The 26,261-nt window shown below is 58.3% G+C and carries 24 protein-coding genes; 11 read left to right on the top strand and 13 right to left on the bottom strand.

Features of this window, described 5'->3' with window-relative positions; genetic code table 11:
• Positions 1–64 precede the first annotated feature (64 nt).
• From DK870_RS04475 to DK870_RS04500, 6 genes are all read left to right on the top strand, one after another.
• The gene (locus tag DK870_RS04475) at positions 65–1,339 is read left to right on the top strand and encodes an ABC transporter substrate-binding protein (RefSeq protein ID WP_161548063.1); all 1,275 of its coding nucleotides are present in this window, start codon (positions 65–67) and stop codon (positions 1,337–1,339) included.
• 21 nt (positions 1,340–1,360) lie between these two features.
• On the top strand, positions 1,361–2,323 hold the full coding sequence (locus tag DK870_RS04480) for a carbohydrate ABC transporter permease (protein ID WP_161548064.1): 963 nt from the start codon (positions 1,361–1,363) through the stop codon (positions 2,321–2,323).
• Entirely contained in the window at positions 2,320–3,162 is an 843-nt protein-coding gene (locus DK870_RS04485; protein WP_161548065.1) for a carbohydrate ABC transporter permease, read from the top strand. The genes DK870_RS04480 and DK870_RS04485 overlap by 4 nt, the downstream gene beginning before the upstream one ends.
• Positions 3,163–3,189: 27 nt before the next feature.
• The gene (locus DK870_RS04490) at positions 3,190–4,335 is read left to right on the top strand and encodes a sn-glycerol-3-phosphate ABC transporter ATP-binding protein UgpC (RefSeq protein ID WP_161548066.1); all 1,146 of its coding nucleotides are present in this window, start codon (positions 3,190–3,192) and stop codon (positions 4,333–4,335) included.
• Positions 4,332–5,834, top strand: a complete 1,503-nt coding sequence (locus DK870_RS04495; RefSeq protein ID WP_161548067.1) for a sucrose-6-phosphate hydrolase — start codon at positions 4,332–4,334, stop codon at positions 5,832–5,834. The genes DK870_RS04490 and DK870_RS04495 overlap by 4 nt, the downstream gene beginning before the upstream one ends.
• 75 nt (positions 5,835–5,909) lie before the next feature.
• The gene (locus tag DK870_RS04500; protein ID WP_161548068.1) at positions 5,910–6,902 is read left to right on the top strand and encodes a LacI family DNA-binding transcriptional regulator; all 993 of its coding nucleotides are present in this window, start codon (positions 5,910–5,912) and stop codon (positions 6,900–6,902) included.
• A 59-nt stretch (positions 6,903–6,961) separates the two neighbouring features.
• Here DK870_RS04500 and DK870_RS04505 read toward each other — a convergent pair whose 3' ends face one another.
• From DK870_RS04505 to DK870_RS04515, 3 genes are all read right to left on the bottom strand, one after another.
• Entirely contained in the window at positions 6,962–7,504 is a 543-nt protein-coding gene (locus tag DK870_RS04505; RefSeq protein WP_161548069.1) for a hypothetical protein, read from the bottom strand.
• 76 nt (positions 7,505–7,580) lie between these two features.
• Entirely contained in the window at positions 7,581–7,871 is a 291-nt protein-coding gene (locus DK870_RS04510; protein WP_161548070.1) for a LysR family transcriptional regulator, read from the bottom strand.
• Positions 7,861–8,175, bottom strand: a complete 315-nt coding sequence (locus tag DK870_RS04515) for an antibiotic biosynthesis monooxygenase (protein WP_161548071.1) — start codon at positions 8,173–8,175, stop codon at positions 7,861–7,863. The genes DK870_RS04510 and DK870_RS04515 overlap by 11 nt, the downstream gene beginning before the upstream one ends.
• 316 nt (positions 8,176–8,491) lie before the next feature.
• On the opposite strand from DK870_RS04515, the gene DK870_RS04520 reads away from it, so the two are divergent.
• The 5 genes from DK870_RS04520 to DK870_RS04540 all read left to right on the top strand — a co-directional run bounded on the left by DK870_RS04520 (position 8,492) and on the right by DK870_RS04540 (position 12,837).
• Entirely contained in the window at positions 8,492–9,325 is an 834-nt protein-coding gene (locus DK870_RS04520; protein ID WP_161548072.1) for a phytanoyl-CoA dioxygenase family protein, read from the top strand.
• A 13-nt stretch (positions 9,326–9,338) separates the two neighbouring features.
• Complete coding sequence (locus tag DK870_RS04525) at positions 9,339–9,755, top strand: RidA family protein (RefSeq protein ID WP_161548073.1); 417 nt, start codon at positions 9,339–9,341, stop codon at positions 9,753–9,755.
• Between the two features lie 90 nt (positions 9,756–9,845).
• On the top strand, positions 9,846–10,508 hold the full coding sequence (locus tag DK870_RS04530) for a TetR/AcrR family transcriptional regulator (protein ID WP_161548074.1): 663 nt from the start codon (positions 9,846–9,848) through the stop codon (positions 10,506–10,508).
• A gap of 185 nt (positions 10,509–10,693) precedes the next feature.
• On the top strand, positions 10,694–12,181 hold the full coding sequence (locus DK870_RS04535; protein WP_161548075.1) for an FAD-dependent oxidoreductase: 1,488 nt from the start codon (positions 10,694–10,696) through the stop codon (positions 12,179–12,181).
• Positions 12,181–12,837: a c-type cytochrome gene (locus tag DK870_RS04540; RefSeq protein ID WP_161548169.1), complete on the top strand. Its 657-nt coding sequence runs from the start codon at positions 12,181–12,183 to the stop codon at positions 12,835–12,837. The genes DK870_RS04535 and DK870_RS04540 overlap by 1 nt, the downstream gene beginning before the upstream one ends.
• An 89-nt stretch (positions 12,838–12,926) precedes the next feature.
• Here the strand turns inward: DK870_RS04540 and DK870_RS04545 are convergent, their stop codons facing one another.
• The 10 genes from DK870_RS04545 to DK870_RS04590 form a co-directional block, all read right to left on the bottom strand.
• Positions 12,927–13,589 carry a hypothetical protein gene (locus DK870_RS04545; protein ID WP_161548076.1) on the bottom strand — a complete coding sequence of 221 codons (663 nt, stop codon included), beginning with the start codon at positions 13,587–13,589 and terminating at the stop codon, positions 12,927–12,929.
• Between the two features lie 39 nt (positions 13,590–13,628).
• Positions 13,629–14,285: a c-type cytochrome gene (locus DK870_RS04550; protein WP_161548077.1), complete on the bottom strand. Its 657-nt coding sequence runs from the start codon at positions 14,283–14,285 to the stop codon at positions 13,629–13,631.
• Between the two features lie 9 nt (positions 14,286–14,294).
• A complete protein-coding gene (locus DK870_RS04555) occupies positions 14,295–15,767 on the bottom strand; it encodes an FAD-dependent oxidoreductase (protein WP_161548078.1) in 1,473 nt (490 codons plus the stop codon).
• A 209-nt stretch (positions 15,768–15,976) separates the two neighbouring features.
• Complete coding sequence (locus DK870_RS04560; RefSeq protein WP_161548079.1) at positions 15,977–17,344, bottom strand: FAD-binding oxidoreductase; 1,368 nt, start codon at positions 17,342–17,344, stop codon at positions 15,977–15,979.
• A gap of 11 nt (positions 17,345–17,355) precedes the next feature.
• Positions 17,356–18,594, bottom strand: coding sequence for a thiolase family protein (locus DK870_RS04565; RefSeq protein WP_161548080.1), 1,239 nt, complete (start codon positions 18,592–18,594; stop codon positions 17,356–17,358).
• Between the two features lie 13 nt (positions 18,595–18,607).
• Entirely contained in the window at positions 18,608–20,167 is a 1,560-nt protein-coding gene (locus DK870_RS04570; protein WP_161548081.1) for an AMP-binding protein, read from the bottom strand.
• Positions 20,168–20,177: 10 nt separating this feature from the next.
• Complete coding sequence (locus DK870_RS04575) at positions 20,178–21,311, bottom strand: trans-acting enoyl reductase family protein (protein WP_161548082.1); 1,134 nt, start codon at positions 21,309–21,311, stop codon at positions 20,178–20,180.
• Between the two features lie 56 nt (positions 21,312–21,367).
• The gene (locus DK870_RS04580; RefSeq protein ID WP_161548083.1) at positions 21,368–22,651 is read right to left on the bottom strand and encodes an acyl-CoA dehydrogenase family protein; all 1,284 of its coding nucleotides are present in this window, start codon (positions 22,649–22,651) and stop codon (positions 21,368–21,370) included.
• Positions 22,652–22,895: 244 nt separating this feature from the next.
• Positions 22,896–23,840 carry a YCF48-related protein gene (locus tag DK870_RS04585; RefSeq protein ID WP_161548084.1) on the bottom strand — a complete coding sequence of 315 codons (945 nt, stop codon included), beginning with the start codon at positions 23,838–23,840 and terminating at the stop codon, positions 22,896–22,898.
• Between the two features lie 10 nt (positions 23,841–23,850).
• Complete coding sequence (locus DK870_RS04590) at positions 23,851–26,253, bottom strand: efflux RND transporter permease subunit (protein ID WP_161548085.1); 2,403 nt, start codon at positions 26,251–26,253, stop codon at positions 23,851–23,853.
• Between the last annotated feature and the right edge of the window lie 8 nt (positions 26,254–26,261).

Below are 26,261 nucleotides of genomic sequence, written 5' to 3' on the forward strand. Positions count from 1 at the left end.
ATTCGCTGCTACATTTAGCCGTGTTAACGTTAACTTCTCTAAAAACAAAAATAAAGGGTGATCAATGAAACATCTGAAATCTCTTCTTCCTGCTGCACTTTTCACCCTCTACTTCGGGCTTCCATCCCTCTCGAGCGCAGCTGATTTGACGATCTCGTGCGGCGCGGTGGGTGCGGAGTTGCAACTCTGCAAAGAAGCGGTCGATGCCTGGTCGAAACAGACCGGCCACAACGTCCAAGTGGTTTCCACACCTAACTCGGCGACCGAGAGGTTGTCGTTCTACCAACAAATTCTGAGTGCGCAGTCCACTGACATCGACATCATCCAAATCGACATGGTGTGGCCCGGCATGCTGGCCAAGCATCTGCTGGATCTGCGCGAAGTGCTGCCCGCCGATGCGACGCAAGGCTACTTCCAGGCGCAGGTGGATAACGCGACAGTGAATGGACGGCTTGTGACGATGCCGTGGTTCACCGACTCGGGCCTGCTGTACTACCGCAAGGACTTGCTCGAGAAATACAACAAGCCGGTTCCCCAGACCTGGGAGGAACTGACCACGACCGCCAGGGATGTCCAACAGGCTGAACGCAACGCCGGGAATGCCAATGCGTGGGGTTATATCTTTCAGGGACGCGCTTACGAGGGGCTGACATGTAATGCGCTGGAGTGGATCAGCAGCCAACCGGAAGGCGGCCTGGTCAATCCACGCGGAGAGATCGTGGTCAACAGTCAGGCCTCAAGAACGGCTTTGGCCCTGGCGAAAGGCTGGGTAGGCGACATCTCTCCGCGCGGCGTACTCAACTACACCGAGGAAGAAGGACGTGGCGTATTCCAATCTGGAAACGCCTTGTTCATGCGTAACTGGCCTTATGTCTGGGCCCTGGTGCAAAGCCAGGACAGTATCGTAAAAGACAAGGTCGGGGTCGCTCCCCTGCCCCGAGGCGGCATCACCGGTAGCCATGCATCCACACTTGGCGGCTGGGGCCTGGCGGTATCGCGTTACAGCGCTCATCCAAAAATCGCGGCAGAGTTGGTGAGCTATCTCACCCGTGTTCAAGAGCAAAAACATCGTGCCCTGATCGGCGCCTATAACCCGGTTATCGAGTCGCTGTATCAGGACCCCGAATTGCTCGCAGCAATGCCGTATTACAGCCAACTCCGCAGCATTCTCAACGACGGGGTGATGCGTCCCGCCTCAATCACGGCCGAGCGCTACCCACGGGTCTCCAATGCGTTCTTCGATCGAGTGCATAGCGTGCTGGCAGGCGAGTTGCCTGTCGATCAGGCCCTGACCGAACTGGAAAGCGAACTCACGCGCATCAAACGCAAGAACTGGTAAGCCACAAGGAAGAAAATCACCATGCCTGCCTCTATTACCCATGCCTCCCCTGATGAGCACCTGCTCATCAGGGAAACCCCCATAGAGCGTCGTCGGATACGCGCCGCCTGGCTGTTCCTGACGCCGATGTTGCTGTGTCTGGCCCTGGTGGCGGCCTGGCCGCTACTGCGGACCTTCTGGTTCAGCCTGACCGATGCCGACTTGGCGGACACCGGTGGCGGATCCTTCGTGGGCTTGAGCAATTATCTGTCCCGCGACGGCGCCAACTGGTCGGGCATCCTGGTTGATCCGCAATGGTGGAACGCTGTGCGCAACACGTTGCATTTCACCGTGGTGTCGGTGGGACTGGAAGTCGTCCTGGGGCTGCTGGTGGCGTTGCTGCTGAACATCAAGTTCACAGGCCGCTCCCTGGTGCGTGCGCTGATTCTGATTCCGTGGGCGATCCCTACCATTGTTTCGGCGAAGATCTGGTCTTGGATGCTCAACGACCAGTTCGGCATCATCAATCACATGATGCTGAGCATCGGCCTGATTGATGCGCCCCTTGCCTGGACAGCAGATGCGGATCTGTCGATGTGGGCGGTCATCATCGTCGATGTCTGGAAAACGGTGCCTTTTGTCACGCTACTGATGCTGGCTGCCCTGCAGATGTTGCCGAGCGATTGTTACGAAGCCGCCAAGGTCGATGGTATTCATCCGCTGAAAGTGTTCTGGCGCGTCACGCTTCCACTGTTGATGCCCGCCTTGTTGGTGGCCGCGATCTTCCGCATCCTCGATTCCTTGCGGGTATTCGATGTCATCTATGTGCTGACCTCAAATTCTTCCAGCACCATGAGCATGTCGGTCTATGCCCGCCAACATCTGATGGAATTCCAGGATGTTGGATACGGCAGCGCGGCCTCGACTCTGCTGTTTTTGGTCGTTGCGGTAATCGCCATGCTTTATCTCTACCTCGGACGCCGTCAAATGGAGGTTCGATCATGAGCCTGCGCGTACTCAAAAAAGCGCTGTTGCGCTTCGGGTTCTGGTGCCTGATCGGGGTGTTGTTGCTGTATGCGGTCTTCCCTTTCTATTACGCCATCGTGACCTCACTCAAGCCGTCCAGCGCTTTGTTCGAGGTCAGTTACTGGATCGGCAATCCCGACTTCTCCAACTATGCGACGGTACTCCACCAAGCCTCATTCCTGCGGGCTATCGGTAACTCGCTGCTAGTCGCGCTTTGCGTGGTGACATTGGCGCTGTTCCTCAGTGTGACGGCCGCCTATGCCTTGGGAAGAGTGAAATTCCGTGGGCGTGGCACGGTATTGATGATGGTTCTCGGCGTGTCGATGTTTCCCCAGGTCGCAGTGCTGTCGGGGCTGTTCGAAGTGATCCGCGCGCTAGGGCTGTACAACACGTCTTGGGCGCTGATCCTGAGCTACACCATTTTCACCCTGCCCTTCACTGTCTGGGTGCTGACCACGTTCATGGGGCAACTCCCTCATGAACTGGAAGAAGCGGCAATCATGGATGGCGCTTCGCCCTGGATCACGCTTACCCGGGTGTTGTTGCCATTGCTATGGCCCGCACTGGTCACCACGGGGCTGCTGGCTTTTATCGCTGCGTGGAACGAGTTCCTGTTCGCCTTGACCTTCACCCTCACAGACACACAACGCACGGTGCCAGTTGCCATCGCCTTGATTTCCGGTGGGAGCCCCCATGAGCTGCCCTGGGGGCTGCTCATGGCTGCATCGGTACTGGTCACCGTTCCACTGGTGATCCTGGTGCTGATCTTTCAGCGTCGAATCGTTTCCGGTCTCACTGCCGGCGCGCTCAAGGGTTGATGCCCAACAACTACAAGGAACAGCATCGTGATCAAATTGAAGCTAGACAACGTGAACAAACAATTGGGCGGCGCGCGGATTCTTCGCGACGTCAGCCTGGACATTGCTGCGGGTGAGTTCGTGGTCTTCGTTGGCCCTTCGGGTTGCGGAAAGTCGACCCTGCTGCGACTGATCGCCGGGCTGGATTCGATCTGCGGCGGCGACCTGCTGATCGATGGGCGAAGGGTCAACGATCTGGAACCGCGCGAACGTGGCGTCGGCATGGTATTTCAGTCTTATGCTCTGTACCCCCACATGAGCGTCTACGACAACATCAGCTTTGGTCTCAAACTGGCCAAGACCGAGAAGACCAGTTTGCGCGAGCGCGTACTGAAAACCGCGCAAATCCTGCAATTGGACAAGCTGTTGCAACGCAAACCAAAAGAACTGTCTGGCGGGCAGCGCCAGCGCGTGGCAATGGGTAGGGCCATGGCGCGGGAACCGGACATTTTGCTGTTCGATGAGCCGCTCTCCAACCTGGATGCCTCCTTGCGCGTGCAGATGCGCAACGAAATCGCCCGGCTGCATGCTCGACTTGACTCGACAATGATTTACGTCACCCACGATCAAGTGGAGGCGATGACCCTGGCCGATAAAATTGTTGTGCTCAACGGTGGTCGCGTAGAGCAGGTCGGCTCACCGCGCGAACTCTATGAGCGTCCAGCAAGCCGCTTTGTCGCCGGCTTCCTCGGCTCGCCCAAAATGAATTTTCTGCCGGCGCGCCTGCAGACGCCGGGAGAAACCAGCCTGGTTGACGCCCCCGTGCTGGGCCTGACCTCCCTGCCCTTCGATAGCTCGAACCTGGCGGCGGGTGCGCAGCTGACCATGGGGGTTCGCCCCGAGCACATTTCGCTCAAAGCGACAGAGGCCGCCGCCGGAGTCGTCGTGGCTGGGGTCGAATACCTTGGCAGCGAAACCTATGTGCACCTCGAAACAGGCCAGGACGAGCCACTGATCTGTCGTTGTGAGGTCAGCGCCGGATGGCAGGCTGGCGATCGGGTCGAGCTGCAGCTGGACATCGATAACCTGCATCTGTTCGACGGCGACGGCGCAGCCTTGAAGCGCCCCCCACCGTTCATTGAAAACCTGCGCAGTGATGTCTCTGTGCATGCAGCCCGAGTACAGGCCATATGACCATGTTGTCGAATAACCTCAACGATCCAATACCCTCTTGCCTCGACCTTGCGCAGCGTGCACTGACTGATGGCCTGTCTCGCGTCATCCAGGATTATCGACCGGGCTATCATATCGCCCCCCCGGCAGGCTGGATGAACGACCCTAACGGGGTCGTGTACTTTCGTGGCGAATACCACGTTTTCTATCAACATTACCCCTTCGATGCGAAATGGGGCCCTATGTATTGGGGGCACGCCAAGAGTGCCGACCTGGTTCATTGGCAGCACCTGCCCATTGCGCTAGCACCCGGCGAAGACTTCGACCGTGACGGTTGTTTTTCCGGTAGTGCGGTGGTGTGTGGAGATACCTTGGCCCTGATCTACACCGGCCACACCTGGTTGGGGGAAGTGGGTGATGAACGCTTGATCCGTCAAGTTCAATGCTTGGCCACCAGCGCCGACGGCATCCAGTTCGTCAAGCATGGCGCCGTCATCGAGACCCCGCCGCAAGACGCCATCATGCACTTTCGCGACCCCAAGGTATGGAAGGAAAATGACTATTGGTACCTCATTGCAGGCGCACGTCTGGGCGATATGCCGCTGCTCCCGTTGTACCGCTCCACCGATCTGCACGCCTGGGAGTTTCTTGATTATGTGGCAGTCGGCAGCGAAGGCGATGGCTATATGTGGGAGTGCCCGGATCTGTTTCGGCTAAACGGACACGATGTGCTGCTGTACTCCCCTCAAGGTATGCAAGCCGAAGGTTACGAACGGCTCAACAAGTACCAGACGGGTTACCGGGTGGGCCGACTCGACAACGAATGGCACTTCACTGGAGGGCCGTTTATCGAGCTGGATAATGGCCACGACTTCTATGCCGCACAAACGCTATTGAGCCCCGATGGACGGCGCCTCGTGTGGGCCTGGCTCGACATGTGGGAAAGCCCGATGCCAAGTCAGGCCCATCATTGGTGCGGCATGCTCGGATTGCCACGCGAACTTGAACTTTGCGCGGACCGCCTTTGCATGTTTCCGGCACGGGAGCTGACCGCCCTACGCGAGGCTGCGTTGCCGAGTACGCCTTGGTGGGATGAGGCGGGAATCCGGGGCGTGCCGCAAGTGAACGGCGATAGGCTGGAAATCCATGTATATCTGGATTTGCTCGACTGCACCGATGGGCACTTGGGCATCGCCTTGCGCTGTAGCGACGATGGCCAAGAACAGACCCTGCTCTACTACGATGCGGTGTTGCAGCGCCTGGTACTTGACCGCAGCCGCTCAGGCGCACAAGTCTCCGGTCAGCGCAGCGTGGCGATAGACCCGACACAAGGGTTACTGGCACTGCGTGTGTTCCTTGATCGCTCCTCCATTGAGGTGTTCGAGGAAAACGGGCGCTTCAGTCTCAGCAGCCGCCTCTACCCAAAGCCCGGCAGTTTGGGTGTGAAGCTATTTGCAAGCGGAAGTGGCGGGCGTGTCTCGATTCCCAGGGCATGGCCTCTCGCCTCGGGCTGGTTATGAGCCACGTCATTCAAGTCGCGAGAAACGCGAGTCATGTGGCATGATTCTGCCTCAATCTGACCGGTTTCACTTCGCATGACTTCAGTGAAAGACGTTGCACAGCTGGCCGGTGTGTCCCTGATGACGGTTTCGCGAGCGCTCAGCAATCCGGAAAAGTTGAGCCCCGACACTTATCAACGGGTGCGCCGTGCCATTGACGAATTGCAATTCGTGCCGAGTATGTCGGCGCGAAAGCTTCGTGGTGACAACCTCCAAAGTCGAACCATTGGTGTGTTCGCGCTGGACACCGCTACAACACCGTTCGCTGTTGAGTTGCTGCTGTCCATCGAACAGACCGCGCAGAAAGCTGGCTGGAATGTCTTTATCCTCAACCTGCTCAGCAACCCGCCCACCGACCAGAATATCGACCTGATGCTATCGCACCGTCCAGACGGGCTGATCTTCAGCGCCATGGGATTACGCCAGGTGAGCATTCCCGAGCGATTGAAGAGTAAGCCTCTGGTACTCGCCAATTGCGTGGCGGATGACAGTCACCTGGTCAGCTATGTGCCAGACGACGAAATGGGGCAGTATCGGGCGTTACACCACGCACTGGGCCAAGGCTATAGGCGCCCGCTGTTTATCAACTTGCCAAGACAGAGCCTGGCCTGGCGCCTGCGACAACAAGGCATGCAGCGCGCCTGCCAGGCATTCGGACTGGCGCCTGACGCGCTCCTGCAATACGACCTTTCTGATCATGACGCCTATGGGGAAACCGCAGCCATCCTCGACCGGTACATCATTGATGGTCGCCCCCAATTCGACATTCTGGTCTGTGGCAACGACCGCATTGCCTTTTGTGCCTATCAGTTGTTGTTGGGCCGCGGCCTGAAAATTCCTGACGATGTCGCGGTGCTCGGCTACGACAACATGATCGGTATCGCCGAGTTGTTCATCCCACCGCTGACTACGGTGCAACTGCCTTACTACGAGATAGGTCGAAGGGCCGCCCAGCACCTGATCGAGACCCTTGAGCTATCGGGGACTCAACGAGTGGATTGTCCATTGGTGGTCAGGACATCTCTATGACAACATCTGAGTTGCCACAGGGTGGAAACTTGAAGCGTGGCAAACGCAGTACTCAGAAATCAAACCAGAAATGATATCCCCGCCAAAAACAGGCCAAGGATTAATAATGCGGTGGTCAAGCGCGCACTCACCCTGAGAGCGGGCTGATGTTCAATGCTCTGGTTGATAGCAAAATACAACTTATTCAGAATCTGTTGTTCATCGAGATCATTTGACTGAAAAATCGAATCAATTACAGTTCCAGCATTTGGGAATGGATTATGCAAAAAAGGTGCAGCATCCACGGCACTTTGCTGTAAGGCTCTCGCAGACAGGAACGCAGATGAAACCAGCACTCCCAACGTCAGCACTGCACAAATTGCCTCTAACAGCGTGATTGCTTCAAGACTACTGATAGCGCTGAAGCGAAGCATGGCGGCATATAGGGTCACCGCGCCTGCGAGCGCACCCAAGGATAGAGTGAACATCAAGCGAAGGTATATAGTTACCAGGTTCCGTGACGCATCGACTTGTTCCAGATAGATTTTTACGAGCGTTTCTATCGCCAGACGGCGGGCCTCAAATGCCAGTCGCCGCGAATCGGGAGTCACTGATGGCAACATTTAACCTCCTATATTTATTGTTAAATACCAGTACCAAAAAACTGCAGAAAAAAATACTCCTCCCCATAAAAACAATTTAACCATTAGAAAGCCTTAGTTCTAAGGATGTTTGTATGAGATACATTGCCGGCCCAAGGAGCGCAGCGATTTCCACAGCCAAGAACGTCGGCTCCATATACCGGCAACGCTGAACGAACAGCTGATCCTCAAATCTGTTGCGCAATTCACGGAGTACATTACTGACTGCCGGTTGAGTAACACCTAACAGGCAGGCTGCACGTGACACACTTTTCTCTTGATACACCATCATAAAAGTCAGCAACGAATTCAAGTCGATCTTTCGCAGAATCTGCTCATCAAATCTCATTGGTGCTCTCCTTGTCACAAAAATGAGTATTGAAGCGCATTTCTCTGCACCGCCCGGCGAAAATCTGAATCAACCTGGAAAGATCATCTTCAAAAAAATAACTCCTCATGAAATCGTCATTGACCCAATGACTATTCAACACCCATGGCTCGTCATTACGTTTACTTTGAAGAAGACCAAAGGAAAGACATCCAGGTAACTCTCTAAGCCGAGCGACTAGACTGGTCAGCTCTCTTTTTTTCGCATCATCTAAAGAAGAGGACATCAAGATTTTCACGGTACTTACAGCCTTACTGGAAGACATACGTTTCCCCTCATAATGTTTGGCGCAGGAAGGCATGAGGTGTTTCGAAAACCTCCCTTTCACCAGGCCAGCCAAGCAATCTGGTTACGGCTCTGCTCGCAGACATTCAGTTACCGAACACCGTCTCTCCGTCGCCGATGAGCGCATGAAGCCACAAAGGCTCCCATGAGTCAACAATGACTCATAAGATTCATGTACGCTCCTATCACAGCCTCCATGCAGTGCTGCTCAAAATTAACATAACGATCGTTGTCTTTAATCTGTGCGACTGCTAGGATCCTGATTGCCAAGTGGCATTTCCGAGGAGAAAGTTCTTATGCAACCCTCTGTGCGAAAGGCGTTACTGGAAGACGGGGCCGTCCTGATCAAAGGTTTTCTCAACAAGGATCAGTTGGCCGAATGTCGGGCCGCTTATGACTGGGCTGTCGAGAATCATGGCCCTCACGCGACGCGAATGTTCGACGGAACTGAGCAACAGTCACACGTCGACAATGCCAATCCTGTCGCCAAGGCCCGCCTCGAAGAGCTGGTGACCACCCTGCCCTTTGGCGAGCTGTTTGCGCAGCTCTGGAACTCGGAGAATGTGTGGTACTTCGCCGAAGAAGTGTTTCTCAAAGCAGGTGGGCGCGGATCCCGCACGCTTTGGCATCAGGACACGTCGTATCTGCCTTGGGCCGGAAACCACTGGGCGAATGCCTGGATCAGCTTTGAATCAGTCCCTAAGAAAAACGCTTTGGAGATCATTCGAGGTTCACACAAAGGGCCACGCTACGACGGCACCACGTTTCGCGATCCAAATGATCCGACTCAACCTTTACACGGTGGCGATGCATTACCGCGTCTACCTGACATTGAGGCTCTGCGCCAAAAAGACCCCAAGGCATTCGACATCATTTCGTGGGCCACCGAGCCTGGCGATATCGTCCTGCTGCATCCTGGTTCACTCCATGGCGGTGCGCCGGTGGATGAAACCTTCCCGAATCGTCACACCTTCGTCTTCCGTTTTTTTGGCGACGACGCCAGTTTTCATCCACTTCCAGAGCACAGCGTCTCCGGATATCCGCCGCAGGGCGTGCTGTTCCATGAGGAATTGTCGACTCTGAAAGCAGGCGACGCTTTCCGCCACCCCACGTTCCGCCAATTACTATAAGAGGAGCAATGAAATGAGCACTCAAGACCTGCAACGTCAATCCATCAACCCTGGTCACACCCAGGCTATCTACGACAACTTCCACTTTTCCCAGGCAACACGTGTGGGGAACATGATCTGGGTGTCCGGCCAGGTTGGTATCGACGCCGCCATGGTTCCAGCCGAAGGTATCCAGGCACAATCCCATCTGGCGTTTCAGTCGTTGAGGACTATCCTCGAGGCTGCGGGCGCAAGCCTGGCCGATGTGGTCGAATTAATGACTTTTCATACGGATCTCCAGGCTGAAGTGCATGCCTTTGGACAGGTAAAGGACGAGTACTTCCCTGAGCGTTATCCAGCCTGGACCGCTGTCGGCATTTCACAGCTGGCAATTCCTGGCTTGCGAGTGGAGGTCCGAGCCGTCGCGGTGATTGGCAGCGGTCGAATCTGAACGATTGCATGAGCTCGATGTGCCAGGCCAAAATGGCGTTCGCAGCCGCTGCCGGCTCAACGCCTTCAATCAACGGAACCCTCTTTTCTCATGCATGATGCCCAAGCGCCCTCCACGGATAGTCAACATTCCACTGAGCGTGATTCCACGCACGCTCCACGTCGGGGGCGCCCGGTAGGTAATCGTCTGGAAAAACGCGGTGAACTGTTGACCGCCGCCATCGAAGTCATCGCCCAGGAGGGCTATGCCGGGACTTCTTTGCGCAAAGTCGCCAGCCATGCTGGCTGTACCACTGGCGCCGTGACGTATTACTTTGCCAATAAGGAAGAAATGATCACGGCTGCTGCACAGAGTCTGTTCGACGAGTTCGACCATTTGCTCGATTCCGATCAGGAGAAAGTCGATGTCAGGGCAATGATCGAGCAGTGGTTGAACCTGACCCAAGCCAACGACTCAGCCCGTTGGCTTGCCTTGTTTCAGATGCTCGCCCACGCACGGCATGAGCCGGTATTTGCCGACGTTATCCAGAAACGTTACTCGCGATTCCGAGAGAATCTCGCGGCCATTCTGGCCAAGGGGCAAACCCAAGGCATCATCCGCAAGGACCTTCCCGCCGATTTACTCGCGGATCAGCTCAGCGCACTGAGTGACGGCTGGATGATGATGCTACCCATCGAACCGGAACGTTTTGAAACCAACCGCAGCAAAGCGTTGATGGATGCCGTCATCACACTGATCAGCCCTGCTCGGTAACTTCCTACCCGTCTTCAAACATCAACAAGGTTCGCTTCATTTGTGGAGCGGACGCTGCGTAACTGCGCCTTTCATCGCTCGAATCCACTGTTTATCGCCACCTTTTCGATTTCACTTTGCTGAACTCCTCTTCCGTCATATATTCACATAACATCTGTGATTATAAATAAAAGACGGAGGTGAAGATGGATTCAGATCTCGATGAGCTGTCGCGGCAATCACGACAGCGGCGATTGTTGCTGCAAACGATTGCAGGTGCCGCACTCACCGCAGGCCTCGGCGCCAGTGGGCGCACGATGGCTCAAACGGCACCCGCGGCCTCATCCTCGATACTGGATGTTGTGATCATTGGGGCGGGATTGTCCGGGCTTACATCCGCCAGGGATCTTCAGGCCGCCGGATGCGAATCGTTTGTTGTCCTTGAGGCCCGTGATCGTGTCGGTGGCCGCACGTTTAACCATGATCTGGGCAATGGCGTGATCTCGGAGGCTGGGGGCCAATGGATCGGCCCCGGTCAGACGTCGATTGCGGACCTGGCCAGACAGCTCGATGTCGCAACCTTCCCCACGTATTACAAGGGCAAGGCGGTTTATCTGATGGACGACGTAAAAGTCCAGGAAGATGTCAGCGATGGTCCGAACTCCAATACTGAAATCGTCGGAAAACTCAACAAACTCGCTGAAGGCGTCCCCGCCAAAGCGCCCTGGAAAGCCAAGGATGCGGCTGCGCTCGACAAACTCTCGATTGGCCAATGGCTGGCCGGGCAAGGCATCAGCAACATAGACAAGATCGGCTTCAATATGTCCGTGAGTCTCACCTTCGGCACCACGCCGGCGGGTATGGGCCTTCTGCATTACCTGGCGATGATCAACTCCTCGGACTGCCGCCTCGAAAAGCTCGAAGGTATCAAAGGTGGCGCACAGGAATCACGCCTGGCGGGCGGCTCTCAAACCCTTAGTTTGAAGATGGCTCAGGCTCTGGGAGACAAAGTCCGGCTAGCGTGCCCGGTGCGCAAGATTGTCGGTTGGGATCGTGATGTCGTCGAATTGCATACCGATCAGGGGGTCATCCTTACTCGACAGGTGATCGCCGCCTTGAGCCCGGCGTTGTGCAATCAGATCATCTTCGATCCCCCTCTCCCCTCCGGGCGTGCCGCGCTGCAGCGCAATTGGCCGGCCCACTCGCCAATGCGCAAGACGGTGCACGTCTATGAGCGACCGTTCTGGCGCGACCAAGGCCTCAACGGGCAGATTGTGCAAGTGGAAGGCCCCCTGATCTGGGCCTTTGATAACTCCCCTGCGGACGGCAGCCTGGGTGTGCTCAGCGGCTTCATCAGGACCGGGCAACTCCCCCATGACCCCAGGGCGGCGCAGGACATCTTGTCGGCGATCTACGCCAAAGCCATGGGAGAACAAGCCCTGAATCCGATCCAGTTCCATGATATGGACTGGGGCAAGATCGATCCCTGGACCTTGAGTTGCATTTCCCCCATGCCCCCCGGTTTCTGGACTCAATGGGGCGAATACCTGACGCCCGCTGTTGGCCGCCTGATCTGGTCTGGTACCGAGACCGCGGAAATCTGGGCCGGGGCAATGGACGGCGCGATCCGCGCCGGACATCGGGCAGCGATGGAAGCGTTGCAGGCGTTGCTGCAACCAGGGAGTAACGCATGATGAAGCGGACAATAACGATTGGCGCCATCGTCGTGACCACGGCCTTGGCAGCATCAATAGCGATCTACGGACCAGAACTGTGGGCAGGCTATCGTTTCATGAATGCCGTCGACCAGCATGACATTGAATACCAGGCCAATGGCGGTGCCTGGCCACAGTTGCAGGACACCTGCGCACTGTGCCATGGCGCTAACGGCCAGCCCAGGGATGCCCAGTATGCAGCGCTTGCGGGGCAGCCCGCGACATACATCGAAAACCAGTTACACGCGTTCGCCGAGGGACGCCGCCACAGTGCACAGATGGAGCCGCTGGCGGCAAATCTGACGAACGAGCAGATCAAACGACTGGCCAGCTATTTCGCCGAACAGAAACCAGGCGTAACTGAAGGCTCGGGGAAGGATGATGCGCTTGACCAGCAAGGCCAGCGAGTGGTCGTCGCCAATGGATGTGCCGCCTGTCATGGCGAAAGACTGTCCGGCGGCCCGCTGGCTCCGCGTATCGCGGGGCAAGGGCAGCTTTATCTGACCGATCAACTGAGCGCGTTCAAACGTGGCCATCGTACCGATCCGACGCAAGCCATGAATGCCATGGCGGCCGCCTTGTCCGACGAGGACATCAAGGCCGTGGCGCATTATCTGGCCAACGTCGCCCCCTGATGCTGCTCGGGCAAGGATGCCCCCGCCCTGCCCAGTATTATGCAAAAAGCCGCCAGAACGGCGGCTTCAGGTACCTCAAAAAAGACTTCTCAGCGAGCCTGCCAAAGCGCCGTTGTTTCCTTCGAGCGCTCCAGCGCGCAATACGCGTAATACAAATGCACCAGCAAATAAGCCCAGGTCGTCAGCGCAAGCACATAAAAGTTCAGCAGCACATTGGTGGCATCTCCGGGGATCTTGTAGAAGTCGTAGATGCACGCAATGGTCAATGAGGCGAGCATGCCAAGCATCACTCCGATCGCGTGCAGCGATTCCCCAATGGTTACCAGCCGTACCGCGAAATACACCAGGTAGACCGAAAACCCGAGCCACATCAGTATGTAGAAATACGCCAGGAGCGTGACCAGAACATTGGCGGAAATCAAAGCGAATGTGCCCACCAGGGCGGCGGTAAACATCATGAGCTCCTTGCGCACGGAGGGCTTGTAGCCATGCGTCACCGCCATCAGCCCGAGAACCGTGATGATCGGTATCCCGAAGGCTCTGGAGAACGCGTCGCAAAAGTATGAAATGAGGTACGAATGCTCTGATCCCGTCAGATAAAAGATCAGGAAGTTTGTCGCGGAAAAGGCAACCACAAACCACTCGAGAGCCAGCAACAGGTTTCTTCTTTTCAGAAACTTGATGCCGAAGGTCAACCCAGTTGCGAGCAACAAGAAACAAGCAAGGCACAGCACAACAGTTCTCGGTTCCATGACGATAGCCTCGGTACAGCTGATAGGAAATTTGATGCGTTAATGGGCTTGAGGAGCCAGTGCAGCGAGGTAAGCCGCTATTGCTTTGCGCTCATCCGCTGACAGCGCCGCCGTCATGGCTTTCATTGCGCCACTGGGCTCGTTGCGCTCGCCGGCGGCAAAAGCGTTGAGCTGGGCCAAAAGGTAATCGTGGCCTTGCGCAGCCAGCCGCGGGAACGCAGCCTGGCCCATCAGTTGGGCGCCATGGCAGGCTGTGCAGCCTCTGGTTTGCACCAGTTGTTTGCCCTTTTCCTTCAGGCCTTCGTCAGGGCTGAAAGCTGCATTGGCATCGACGGATTGCCGGGCGTAGAAATTCGCCAGCAGATCAATTTCCTCGTGGCTGAGGGTCATCGCCAACGGCTCCATGTTGGGTGCAAGCCGTTGGCCACTGGCAAAGTTGCGCAACTGCGCAGACAGGTACGCGGCCGGTTGACCCGCCAGGCTCGGATACGTCGGGTTCAGTGAGTTACCGTGGCTGCCATGGCAACCTGTGCAGGCATCGGTCAGATGCGGCCAATGCCCGCGTTCGACCTGGTAGGCCTCGGTGGACGTGGTGATGTAACTCTGCAGACGATAGAGATCGAGCAGGTCACGCCCGAAAACCGCCAGCAGTACGGCAATGACCGCGATAACGCCAAGCGCTATGATTTTTTTCATTGTCGCCTCCTATGCCCGACGCAACGCGTTGAGCACCTGTAGAGCGCTGTGGTGTCCGGCGCGTACGGCACCGTCCATGTAGCCTGCCCAGATGTCCGCCGTTTCGGTGCCCGACCAGAACAGATTGCCGCAGGGTGGGCGCAGTGCCTCGCCGTGTGTCGACCAGAACCCCGGGGGAATCGGCGACACGCAAGTGATCGTCCAGGGGTCGAAATGCGCCCAGTCGTGATCGTGGTAAGAGACGGGTTCAAGCGCTTCGTCCCCCAGCGCTCGCGCATAGATTTCGGTCTGCACGCGCTTCGCTGCTTCGGGGTCGGCGGGTGCTGCTGCATTCAAGATGAATGCATTGATGACTCCGATTTCACCGTCAGGCGGCGAGTTGTCGTAAGCCCAGATGACCGGTCCGCCAACCTGGATGATATGGCCATTCAAGCCTTTATCCCGCCAGAAAGGCCGCGGGTAGACCATCGCCGTCTTGCGTGCCGGCGAGTGCGCCGGCCAGGCGCGTTGCAGGGCGGCGCGGGCTTCGGGCAGGGGTGGATCGAACTGCAAGCGTTGGCACAACGCGGGATGAATCGCCATGATCACCCGTCGGGCACGTATCTCGCCCTGATCCGTTTGCAGCCTGACGATGTCGCGGTTCCAGTCATCAATTCTGCGCACCGGACAGGACAAGCGAACCTTGTCTCCCAACAACTGCGCCATCTTGCTGCTGAGAACCTGCGAGCCACCGACGATACGTGTGCCCTGCGCGCTGTCCTTGATTGAGTCAAGCCGCATGTATTCGCAACCGGCCGAGTTGATCATCGACAGAAAATGCAGAAAGCCCATCTTTGCCGGCGTGACACCGCAGGTCAGAAGAAAGCTGGCATTCCACCCTGCCCGGTCCTCAGGCTTGATATTTTGGCGAGCCAGCCAGTCTCCTGCCGAGAGTTTGTCCAGTTCGGCAACCCTCGGGGATTTCCATGGCGCGCCACATGGCACGTCCCGCGAAAGCTCACTGAGTTTTGCCGACGCGCCTTCATCGGTGCCGAACGTGCCTTTCAAATCAACGGCAACACGTCCGTCACCGCCGAGAATGACGGTTTCCCCGTCATAGAAACTGGGAAAGGTACTGACCTCAAGCTCTCGGGCGAGATCCGCTACGGCTGTTTGTCCCGGACCGATCCACTGCCCGCCGGCTTCAGAGATATGGCCCGACCCCAGATCGTGATTGAGAGTGCGGCCACCTACACGATCGCGTGCTTCAAGCACCAGCAGAGACTCACAACCCGCCAGGTGCAGATCGCGGGCGGCGGTCAGACCGGCGATGCCGGCACCGATGACCACCACGTCGACCACATCCTCCGTGTTGCCTTTGACCAGCGCATCGGCCGCACCGGCCAGGCCGATATTCAAACCCATCGTCCCCACCGCTGCGGTGGCACCGGCCAGTTTGAGTAATTGTCTTCGCTTTAAGTCCGCAGGGGCGTCAGTACTCATATTCGATGCCTCACATAACGTTATTGTTGGATTAAACGCTCTTGGCAGAGCGTCGGTGCGGCAGTAAAAAGCGGTGGCAAACAAGCAAATATCTCTTTTGTCTTCCTGCAGGCGAACGCCTGCCGGGCCAATGACTTCAAGGCCAGTGCCACCGCTGAAATCAGCGTGTTCTGTCGTCCTGTACGCTTGGTTCTATGCGCCCTCGACCGCTAGTGATGCGGGTGCGCGACTTTGCGATTGGTGTATTCGTCCAGGATATGTGCGCCCCCCAGCGCCACATTCACGGCGCACCACTGCAGCGGTTCGGGCAATGTTTTCGGGGTTTTGTGACGCAAAGCGGCGAGCAGCGGATGCTCGATACCGCCGATTCTTTCCGCCAGCAGATGTCCGATAAGCGACTGCGACGCGACGCCGTGCCCGGAGCAACCTGCGGTGTAAAGGATGTTGTGGTGAGTTCCGGTTTCACCCACCACCGGCAACGCGTCGTAAGCCATGCTGACATAGCCACTCCAGCACGCTTGAATACCGATACCGCGTAACGTCGGAAAACGTACTCCAAGTGTATTTTCCAACGCTCGGTAGGTGACCTCATCGGGAAGGTTCGGCGTTTTCGATCCGTAGGCATAACCGAGCCGTTTGGTGGTCAGCAACAACGTATTGCGCGCCGTCAGGCGATGGCTTTCCATCACCAGATGTGGCGTGGTCAACCCTTCCCGCCCTGCCCAGCCCAACGATGCCAACTGCTGCGAGGACAACGGCTCGGATTCGATCGCCGACACCCGAAATGGAACGACCTTATCGCGCAGAAGCCCCAGTTGCGGCGTGTAGGCATTGGTGGCAAGCACCAATATCGGCGCAGTCGCTCGGCCGAGTGGTGTTTGACAGGTGATCGTCGGCCCGTCGGAATACGACACCAACCGGGTATTTTCATACAACCGCACCCCCGCCTGGAGTGCCGCCCGCCGCAGCCCCATCACGTATTTGCCGGGGTCCAGCGTACCGCCGTGACGTTGCAGGCAGCCAAACAGAAAGGCCGGTGGAATGCCCCGGGCACGCATTTGCGCCTGATCCAGAAACTCGGTTTGAGAGCCCAGCTCGTGCCCCACTGCCATGCTTTTGCGCAGTTTTTTCTCCTGCGACGGATGGATGCCCGCCCTGATGATGCCAGAGGCGTTGTAATCGCAGTCGATACCCAGCTCGCGCAAGCGGCCTTCGACGTAGCCGACAGCTTCGTCATAGAACCTGACGATGTTTTTCGCTTTTTCATGACCGACACGCTTCAAGAACAACTCGAACTCAATGCCGATGCTCCCACCCAGGTAACCGGCATTACGACCACTGGCGCCGAAACCGGCGAAGGACTGCTCCAGGACGATGACTTTCGCCCCCAGTGCCGTAAGCTCCAATGCGGTGGACAGGCCGGCAAACCCGGCACCGATCACAATGACATCCGCGCTGACATCGCCTTCAAGCTCGGGTTGCAGGTCAGCCGGACTCTCGACCCAACCACCCAGCCGACGGAAACGGTCGCCGGTAGAGTGGCTTTCCAGCTCTTGCGTTTGATAGGTCATGGACATGTGATGCGCTCCTATCGACTCAGGATGTGAATAGCGACGGCAGCTTCCTCGACACCTTGAAGACCGCCGCCGTTTTCCTGGATGGCGTGCCGCGCACCGGGGACCTGGCGTGCGCCGGCTTCCCCGCGCAACTGCGCGGTCAACTCGTACAACTGACCGATCCCCGTAGCCCCCAGCGGGTGACCTTTGGATTCCAGCCCCCCAGAGGTATTGATTGGCAGGCGGCCACCCAGGGTGAAATCGCCGCGTTCGGCACACAGCCCACCCTCCCCCAGTGGTGCGAGCCCGAGGTTTTCCGCCTGGATGATCTCCCCCATTGCCGAGGCGTCGTGTACTTCGGCCACATGCATGTCTTGCGGGCCGAGGCCGGCGATCTCGTAGGCCTCAAGCGCCGCCAGCCGGCTGACGTGCTTGTGCGGCTCGTCCAGCCCCCGCAGAGTGAAACTGCGGATCACGCTGGCGGCAATCCGCACACAACGTTTCGGATCGGCACCCATGCGTTTGAGTCCCGCCTCGGTACAGAGAATCGCGGCGGCCGCGCCGTCGGATAACGGCGCGCACATCGGCAACGTGATCGGATAAGTGATCGGCGGCGCCGCCAGAACTTCTTCGATGGTGTAGGTCTTGCGAAATTGCGAATACGGGTTGTGCACCGAGTGTTGATGGTTCTTGGCGCATACCGCCGCAATCTGGCGCTGAGTGGTGCCATAGGTCTTCATGTGCCAGCGACACATGGCGGCATAGATAGCCATGAACTTGCTGTATGGACGATCAGACTCCGAGCCAGGCGGTACAACGATGCCCTCGCCCATTTTCACCAGCGTCGCGTAGTTTTCCTCGGCGGTGGAAACATCCCAGCCCGTTTCGAACAAGGCCAATGCCCGCAACTTGTCAGGCACGTTCATTTTCTCGGCGCCCAATGCCAATACCACGTCGGCCGCCCCTGAGCGCAAGCTCTGCACCGCCAGATGAACTGCCGTACTACCCGAGGCGCAGGCGTTTTCAACGTTGTAGACCGGTACACCTTCGATGCCGATTTTGCTGCATAGCACCTGCCCCGGAATCGACAGTTGCCCTTGAAGATGACCGTTGGTGATGCCGGCGTAGAACACCGCGCCGATATGGGCGCGCGAGGCACCGCAATCCACAAGTGCGCCTTGCAAGGCTTCCAGTGCCAAGTCCTGAAGACTGCGCTCCAGGTGGCGACCGAACTCGGTCATGGCAATGCCGGCGATATAGATAGGTTCCATCAGATCATTCCCCTCAGATGCACCGATCAACGTCTTGCCAGTAATGGGCACGCAGATCTTTTTTCAAAACCTTGCCCACCGGGCTGCGTGGCAATGCGTCAATGAAATCCACGGTTTTCGGCGCCTTGACCGAGCCGAGCCGGGTCTTGCACAGCTCGATCAACTCCTCGGCTGTGACGCTATGCCCAGCGCTCAACTCGACCACGGCCTTCACGCCCTCGCCCCACTGTTCATCCGGCACACCGATGACGGCGCAGTCCTGCACGGCCGGATGGCTCCAGAGCACTTGTTCGACTTCACTGGGGTAAACGTTGAATCCGCCGGAAATGATCATGTCTTTCTTGCGGTCGGTAATATGCAGGTAGCCGTGCGCATCGAAGTGACCGATGTCGCCGGTGTGCAGCCAACCATCGATGATGGTTTCTGCAGTCTTCTGCGGGTCCTGGTAGTAGCCCTTCATCACCAGGTCACCACGTACACAGATCTCCCCCGTTTCACCTTGCGCGAGAATGTCCCCTGCGTCGCTGAGGATCTCGACGCGAATCAGCGGATTGGGACGACCGACTGATGACAGACGTTCATCCGATGCCAGTCGTCCACCTTGCAGATGCTCGGCGGGCGGCAGGTTGGAAATCGAAGCCGGGGCTTCCGTCTGGCCGTATCCGCCGGCCATCACCGGGCCGAAGGTCTCGATGGCTTGTTTGAGCTTTTCCACCGACATCGGTGCCGCGCCGTAGAGGAAGTACTTCAGCGAGCTGAAATCGACCTTCTGCGCCAGATTCGGAACATCCAGCAGTCGATAGATCACCGTCGGTGGCAAAAAGGTCTCGGTGATCTTGTACTTTGGAATCATGGCCAGCATCAGTGCCGGATCCGGCTTGGTAATGATCACCACCGTACCGCCCCGGGAGGTGCACGGCAGGGACAGCGTGCCGGCGGTATGGGTCATGGGCGCCGCCGCCAGGTTGACCGGCGGGTGTTCATCCGCGTAAGGGAAGCTGATCATGAAGTGTGCGCAGAACGTCTGGATGCTGCGATGAGTGTTCATCACCCCCTTGGGCAGCCCCGTTGTGCCACCGGTTGGCGAGAGCGCCACCACATCGTCGAGGTGATACTCGACCTTGGGTGGGGTGACCGGCTGCCCCTCGACCCAGGATTTGAGCGACTGCGCCTTGGGCAGGTGCTCGTCGATACAGATCCACAATCGGATTTTCGGCAGGCTCGCGCGCAACGCGTCGATGATCGGCGCGAACTCTTTCTGAAAAAACAGCACTTCGCAGTCGAAGGCGTCAAGCACGTGACGATTCTCTTCGGCGCTGTTGCGCGCCCCTACGGGAATCCAGCACAGGTTGGCGCGCCAGAGTCCCAGAGTGCAGGTCCAGGCCACGGCATCGTTGGCCGACCAGATGGCGCCTTTGGTGCCGCTGGGCAAGCCGGCAGCCAACAGCGCATTGGCGATCCGGCAGGACAAATGGCGGACTTCGGTGAAGGTGAACACCCGATCATCCTGGATGTACGCCGCGCCGTGCGGATTGATCCGCCAGCCACGGTCGAAGAAATCGATAATCGCCATGTCGGTCACTTCACAATTGGGTAATGGTTGCGCGAGCCAGGCCACGCTGCTCGAGGAAACCCAGCAGGTAGCGATGACCGAAGGCTTTGGAGGCTGAGGCGAAACCGGTTTTGGCGGTGTCGTTATTCAACAGCTTGACCACTGCTGCGACATGCAAGGCCCCGGTGGCGATGTAAGGCGTGATGCCGTGCACGGTCGCTCGCACGGCCGTCAGTTGACCGCGTCCGATAGCGAAGTCGACGGTGCGTTGCAAGGTGCTGCGCTCACGCGGCGGCATGCTCGGGGTGGTCGATTGCACGAGACTCTGGATCACTGCGTCCTGCTGTTCTTTGGGCAGGTGCTTGTATTCGGCTTCCCACTTCTCACCTAGACCGTGGACCATTTTCATCACCGGGTTGTCGTAGAAGCCGACACAGGACATGCAACTGCGCACCCGGCCATCCTCTTCGAAGAACACCGGTAGCGAGGTGCCGCCCCAGGGCAGGCAAAACACGGCTTCCAGCAGATCGGGGCAGACCACGTTGAAGCTGGCATTCGGCGCATAAGGCACCAACTCCTTCTCCCACAGGTAGGCACCGGGATAACGTACGCCTTCGAAAATGGTCGCGGTTGACCCAACGGTTACACCGGCGGCACCGGTCCGTGGGCCACGGGTCAGCGTCGCCGTTTCCAGCGAATCGACGCCCGGAGTTTCCAGGGCCAGCTCGGCGGCGATCTCGGCGTAGGTGTACATGTACGCCAGCGATGGCGACAGCAGCAGCCCGGCCTGGCGATACAGCTCGCCGAACTGATCACGCAAGGCACAAATGTGCGCTTGCTCCCCGGCCGGGTCCAGATAATGACAGCCGGCTTTCAATGCCGCTTCAACGGCGGTCAGGCCAAAGTTGATGAATGGGCCGACCGTGTTGCAGACCACTCGCGCCCCTTTGAACACTGAAACCAACGCGTCGACCTCATGGGCACACTCAATGATTTCGTAAGTGGCCGACTCAAGGCCGACGACGCGTTGCGCCATCATTTCCTGAGCACGCGCGGCGTTGCGTGCCACGGCGGTGAACGGGATGCGCTGGTCGATCAACCAGTCCATGATCAGCATGCCGGTGTAACCACTGGCGCCATAGACAACGACAGGATATTTGGCCATCGGGGTTTACCTCATTTGTTGTTTTTGGATGAGTGATGTCGGGTGAATCTTCCGGATCAGTTGTTCGCCCAGCCTTCGGCATACAGCTGCTGGGCCAGCAGCCCCAGACGCATGGTCAAGACACGGTTCTCACCGTCCTCGATCAATGAGGACTGGGTGTCACGCAACAGTTTTTCGATCGGGTATTCACGGGTGGTGCCATTGCCGCCGAACAGGCGGAACGCTTCTTGTACGACGGCCATTGCCTCTTCGGTCACCGTGACCTTGGCGGAGGCTGTCGCGTAGGGATGGGTTTGTGGCGACAGGCGCGCGAAGCTCAGTGAGCGTCGCGCGACCGCACGGGCAGCCTCGACACGGCGCAACATTTCGCCCAGGCGCAGACGCGTCATCTGGTGGTCGATCAACGGATGCCCGCCCTGGCGGCGCTCATGGCAATACTGCAGGGTCATCTCGAACGCGGCGCGTGCGACGCCGGTGAACACCTGGCTCATGTGGGTTCCGGCAAACGACCAGGAGGAGCTGACGGCGCCGTAATAGTTGTCTCGCTCGGCGATGGCAAAGCGGCGCGGCACTCGCACGCTGTCGAAGTAGATTTCGCCTTGCGGCAAGGAGCGCTGGCCGATCTTGTCCAGCGGCTTGCCTTTGGATACGCCTTTGAGGTCGAGCGGAATGATCAACGCAATCCCGTGCGGCCGGCCATTCGCATCGTAAAAACCATCACCGTAATCAGCGCAGACCAAGCCCAGGGCGACCTGTGCGATAGCACCATTGGAGACCCACGCGGAGCTTTGGCCATTGAGGATGACTTCATCGCCGACCACTTTGGCGGTCAGGTTGCCAATATTGCCGGGTTTGCCCGCTGGCCAGTCTCGAGCCATGTCAAAGATCTGGTTGTCGCTGCCACGGTCGGGCTGGGTGGCCATCCAGCAGCCGATCCGGCCTTGGCAGAGCTCGACCAACTCGGCATTGCCAGCAGCGATGGCCATTTGCAGAGGGAAGTCGGCGCAGCCCAACGAGACCGCCAGGCCGGCATCCCCCCATCCCAGTTCTTCGCCGATCAGTGATTCGATCCGCACCGCCATGTCCGGCGGCAACTGTGCCAACAGGGCCGGGTCGAGGCCGAGCTTGGCGAACTCGCCGAACAATGAATAGTAAGGCGAACCTGGGGCAATGACTTCTTCGGGGGTCATGCGGTCCAGTTCACGACCCAATGGCCGCAACACCTCTTTGGCGAAGCGATGGACGGAGGCCTGAATCGCAGCCTCCTCTTCTGTCAGCGGGGTTTCGAAACCGGAAAGTCCGGCGGCTGGCAGTGTCAGTGTCGACTTGAGCGAGATCATCAGAGTACCTCCATCGAGAGTGGCAGGCCGCTGCGCTTGCAACGTTCTGCGTCTTGTTATTTGTCATCGACTCTAACAAGCGGAATTATTTAACGCAACATCCGTTATGTTTATTATTTTGAGCCCGCAAAGACTTCTTCAGGCACGGGAAAACCGGCCGGAAATCAGCAGTTTGTTTGAGAAAAATCGCGCTGAACTGCCGGGAAACCGGTATAGCGCCGGCCTCCCAACATCCACGCGGGTATCAGCGCCGAGAAACGACGCCTCTACGGGAAAACACGATCGGCGAGCCATCCCCGTTCAGCAATGTCGCCGTGAGCGAAACCCCGTCGCCGCTGGGTTGCTCATGGAAATTTTGGCCACCGTCGTCACTGCGCACGAGCAAGCCGTCGAGCCCTACCGCAATGACTGTCTGCCCGGAAACATCGATGGCGGTGACCGAGCTCTTGCTTTGCAGCGGTACGCGCTGCCAGCGTGCGCAGTCGGCGGAGCCGTGCAGCAACGTGCCGCGTTGTCCGCCCACCAGCAACGAGCCGTCGCCCAGCACCGCCCCGGTCCATAGCGTGCCGCTGTAACCGGTATCCAGATAGCGCCAGCGCTTGCCCTGATCGTCCGATCGCAACAACTGCCCGCGTTCGGCGGTGGCGTACAAGTGCCCTTCCCCATCGGCAAACAGCCCCATCAGATTCAGGTCGGCACGAGTCGATCCAGGCGGTGCGTCAAGTTTCTGCTCGATCCAGCTATTGCCGCCGTCATCGGTAGTCAGCACCAGCGACCACAGCCCCACCGCCACCCCTTGCATCGGATTGAAGAAATGCACGGCAAACAGTGGCCGATCTTCTGCACTGGCCAGGCGCTGAACCTGCCAGGCGTCGCCACCATCGCGGGTGGCGAGAATGGCGCCCCAATGACCAACCGCCCAACCCAGCCTGGCGTCGACGAAGGACACACCGGTCAAAGGCGTGGACAACGGCACGGAAGCTGCCTGACGGAAATGCCGGCCATAATCGTCCGACAGCAGCACCACACCGTGATCACCGACGGCAACGGTTCGCTCCCCAGCCCTGGCGACGCTCAACAGTGTGGCCGCATCGGCGTTGGCCGTTTGTGTCGCCGGTACGGCCGACAAGGGCGAAGCCTGCAACAACGCCGGCAACATCAGAACGAGTAAAGAAATCAGGTTTCGCATCGCAGCCTCCTCAATGCACCAGTGAGCCGATCAGACGCACAGGGCGCCGCCGCGGGAATGTACGCTCCAGCCACACCGCGAACGCCGGGAGAACGGTCATGGCCATGACCATGTTGACGAGAAACATGAAGGCCAAGAGCTTGCCCATGTCTGCCTGGAACTTGAGATCGGAAAACGCCCAAGTGGCGACGCCCACCGCCAGGGTGATGGCGGTGAAAATCGTCGCGACGCCGACCTCCAGCAACGCGAGTTCGACGGCTTTGTTGATCGGCTGGCCGAGGGCCTGGTGCAGCTGCAGACGGTTATAGATGTAGAAGGCGTAATCCACGCCGATACCGACGGCCAGTACCATGACCGGCAACGTTGCGATGGTCAGGCCGATTTGCAGTTCCTTCATGAACCAGTAGCCGATGAAGGTCCCCAACGTCAGCGGCAGGCAACAGACCAGCACGGCGCGCCAGTCGCGGTAGACAATGAACACCAGCAGCGCGATCGCAGCGTAGACGTAAAGCATCATTGGCAGCTCGCTGCGCTCCACCTCTTCGTTGATCGCCGCAATCACCCCGGCATTGCCGGACGCCAGACGTACACTCACGCCGGGCTGAGTGAACTGGCTACGGAACGCCTTGGCCGCGGCGATCACTCGGTGAATGGTCGTCGCCTTGTGGTCGGCGAGAAACAGATGCACCGCAGTCATGCTGCAATCGGGCCGCATCAGGCCGGGCACGCGAGCCACCTCGGCGGCCATCGACGAGTAATTGGTCGGGTCGATGGGCACTGCGTTCATTTTCGGGTTGCCCTCGTTATAGCCCTCGTTGAACTGTCGCAGGCTGTTGGAAAACGAGGTGACCGACACCACACCAGGCACACCTTGCATGGCCCAGACAAAGCGATCCTGGTACTGGCCGAGCGCGACGTCTTCGCAGTCGTTCGCGCCGGCTTCGACCTTGACCTCGAAGACCACACTGAGCCAGTCCAGACCGATGTCGTAATTGTTGGCAATCGACACCGCATCCCGATTGAAGCGTGCGTCCTCGCGCAATTCCGGTGCCCCGGCCTGTAAAGAACCGACGACTCGATCATGGCTTTGCCAGGCTGCCATGACCAAGATCAGCACGGCCATGCCCAACACCCAGCGTACATTGCGCCATTCGCTCAACCGGGCAAACCCGTGCAACCAGCGGGCGCGGCGCTGGCGAGAAATTTCCTCGGCAGTGGCATAACCCCCCTCCACCCGCAGCATCGAAGCGACGACCGGCAGCATTACCAGATTGGTGACGATCTTGAATGCCACGCCGAGCGAAGCGGTGATTGCCAGTTCCCGCACCATCGGAATCGGGATCAGCAATAACGTCACGAACGACACCAATGCGGTGACCAACGCCAGCGTGCCGGGGATCAGCAACCCTCTGAAGCTGGCCCGCGCCGCGCCTTCCACCGACATGCCGCCGGCGATCTCGCGGATGATGAAATTGATCTGCTGCACGCCATGGGACACTCCAATGGCAAACACCAGAAACGGCACCAGCACTGCCAACGGGTCCAGTCCATAACCGAGCAGACGCAAGGCGCCGAATTGCCAGATCAGTGACACCAGTGAACAACCCACTGCCAGCAAGGTGAAGCGCAGCGAATGGCAGTACCAGTACACCGCAGCTGCCGTCAGCAGCAAGGCCAGCAAGCAGAACGCCAGGACCGCCGAAGCACCAACGGCAATGTCGCCAATCTGCTTGGCGAAACCGATGATCTGGATCTCGAAGTCCTTGTCCTCGAACTGATTGCGAATCTGTTGCTCAAGTACCCGGTTGTACGCCACATAGTCGAGGCGCTGCCCGTCTGCGTCGAACTCGTTGAGATCCACGGTGATCATCGCGCTGCCCTGGTCGCGGGCCACCAGCGTGCCGATAAAACCGCCCTGCGCCGTCGAGTTGGCGATCATTGAGATGCTCGCCTCATCGAGACTTTCGGGCGTCACTGTCCCTGGCACCAACGGGTCGGCACGAAACCCCTCTTCGGTGATTTCGTTGACGAACGCGTTGGGTGTCCACAACGAACGCACACTGCTGCGCGACACGTTGGGCAGGAACATCAGCGCCTGGGTGACGTCGTAAAGACGCTTGAGCCCGGCCTGGCTCCAGATCGTCCCCTGGCGAGCCTTGACCACGACCGTCAGCCGGTTCGCGCCGAGCAAGTCATTGCGATAGGTCTCAAAGGTTTCGATGTATTCGTGGCCAATGGGCAACTGCTTTTCAAATCCGGCTTCCATGCGTAACTGCACGGCAAACCAGGCCATGCCCAGGGTGAACATCGCCAGAGTCAGCAGCGTCAACCGGCGGTGAGAGAACAACCATTGTTCGATGCGCGGCAACACGCCGCGCACCTTGGTTTCCTTCATTTTCAGGGAACTGTTCACGGTACGCC

Source organism: Pseudomonas sp. Q1 (genome assembly GCF_009935975.1).
Classification (GTDB): Bacteria; Pseudomonadota; Gammaproteobacteria; order Pseudomonadales; family Pseudomonadaceae; genus Aquipseudomonas; species Aquipseudomonas palleroniana.

Coding starts and splice junctions, on each gene's coding strand:
- DK870_RS04555 (WP_161548078.1), bottom strand. CDS start 15,767: ATGAGTACTGACGCCCCTGCGGACTTAAAGCGAAGACAATTACTCAAA.
- DK870_RS04500 (WP_161548068.1), top strand. CDS start 5,910: ATGACTTCAGTGAAAGACGTTGCACAGCTGGCCGGTGTGTCCCTGATG.
- DK870_RS04505 (WP_161548069.1), bottom strand. CDS start 7,504: ATGTTGCCATCAGTGACTCCCGATTCGCGGCGACTGGCATTTGAGGCC.
- DK870_RS04540 (WP_161548169.1), top strand. CDS start 12,181: ATGAAGCGGACAATAACGATTGGCGCCATCGTCGTGACCACGGCCTTG.
- DK870_RS04560 (WP_161548079.1), bottom strand. CDS start 17,344: ATGTCCATGACCTATCAAACGCAAGAGCTGGAAAGCCACTCTACCGGC.
- DK870_RS04520 (WP_161548072.1), top strand. CDS start 8,492: ATGCAACCCTCTGTGCGAAAGGCGTTACTGGAAGACGGGGCCGTCCTG.
- DK870_RS04565 (WP_161548080.1), bottom strand. CDS start 18,594: ATGGAACCTATCTATATCGCCGGCATTGCCATGACCGAGTTCGGTCGC.
- DK870_RS04475 (WP_161548063.1), top strand. CDS start 65: ATGAAACATCTGAAATCTCTTCTTCCTGCTGCACTTTTCACCCTCTAC.
- DK870_RS04530 (WP_161548074.1), top strand. CDS start 9,846: ATGCATGATGCCCAAGCGCCCTCCACGGATAGTCAACATTCCACTGAG.
- DK870_RS04535 (WP_161548075.1), top strand. CDS start 10,694: ATGGATTCAGATCTCGATGAGCTGTCGCGGCAATCACGACAGCGGCGA.
- DK870_RS04525 (WP_161548073.1), top strand. CDS start 9,339: ATGAGCACTCAAGACCTGCAACGTCAATCCATCAACCCTGGTCACACC.
- DK870_RS04580 (WP_161548083.1), bottom strand. CDS start 22,651: ATGATCTCGCTCAAGTCGACACTGACACTGCCAGCCGCCGGACTTTCC.
- DK870_RS04510 (WP_161548070.1), bottom strand. CDS start 7,871: ATGAGATTTGATGAGCAGATTCTGCGAAAGATCGACTTGAATTCGTTG.
- DK870_RS04575 (WP_161548082.1), bottom strand. CDS start 21,311: ATGGCCAAATATCCTGTCGTTGTCTATGGCGCCAGTGGTTACACCGGC.
- DK870_RS04515 (WP_161548071.1), bottom strand. CDS start 8,175: ATGTCTTCCAGTAAGGCTGTAAGTACCGTGAAAATCTTGATGTCCTCT.
- DK870_RS04485 (WP_161548065.1), top strand. CDS start 2,320: ATGAGCCTGCGCGTACTCAAAAAAGCGCTGTTGCGCTTCGGGTTCTGG.
- DK870_RS04480 (WP_161548064.1), top strand. CDS start 1,361: ATGCCTGCCTCTATTACCCATGCCTCCCCTGATGAGCACCTGCTCATC.
- DK870_RS04545 (WP_161548076.1), bottom strand. CDS start 13,589: ATGGAACCGAGAACTGTTGTGCTGTGCCTTGCTTGTTTCTTGTTGCTC.
- DK870_RS04550 (WP_161548077.1), bottom strand. CDS start 14,285: ATGAAAAAAATCATAGCGCTTGGCGTTATCGCGGTCATTGCCGTACTG.
- DK870_RS04585 (WP_161548084.1), bottom strand. CDS start 23,840: ATGCGAAACCTGATTTCTTTACTCGTTCTGATGTTGCCGGCGTTGTTG.
- DK870_RS04495 (WP_161548067.1), top strand. CDS start 4,332: ATGACCATGTTGTCGAATAACCTCAACGATCCAATACCCTCTTGCCTC.
- DK870_RS04570 (WP_161548081.1), bottom strand. CDS start 20,167: ATGGCGATTATCGATTTCTTCGACCGTGGCTGGCGGATCAATCCGCAC.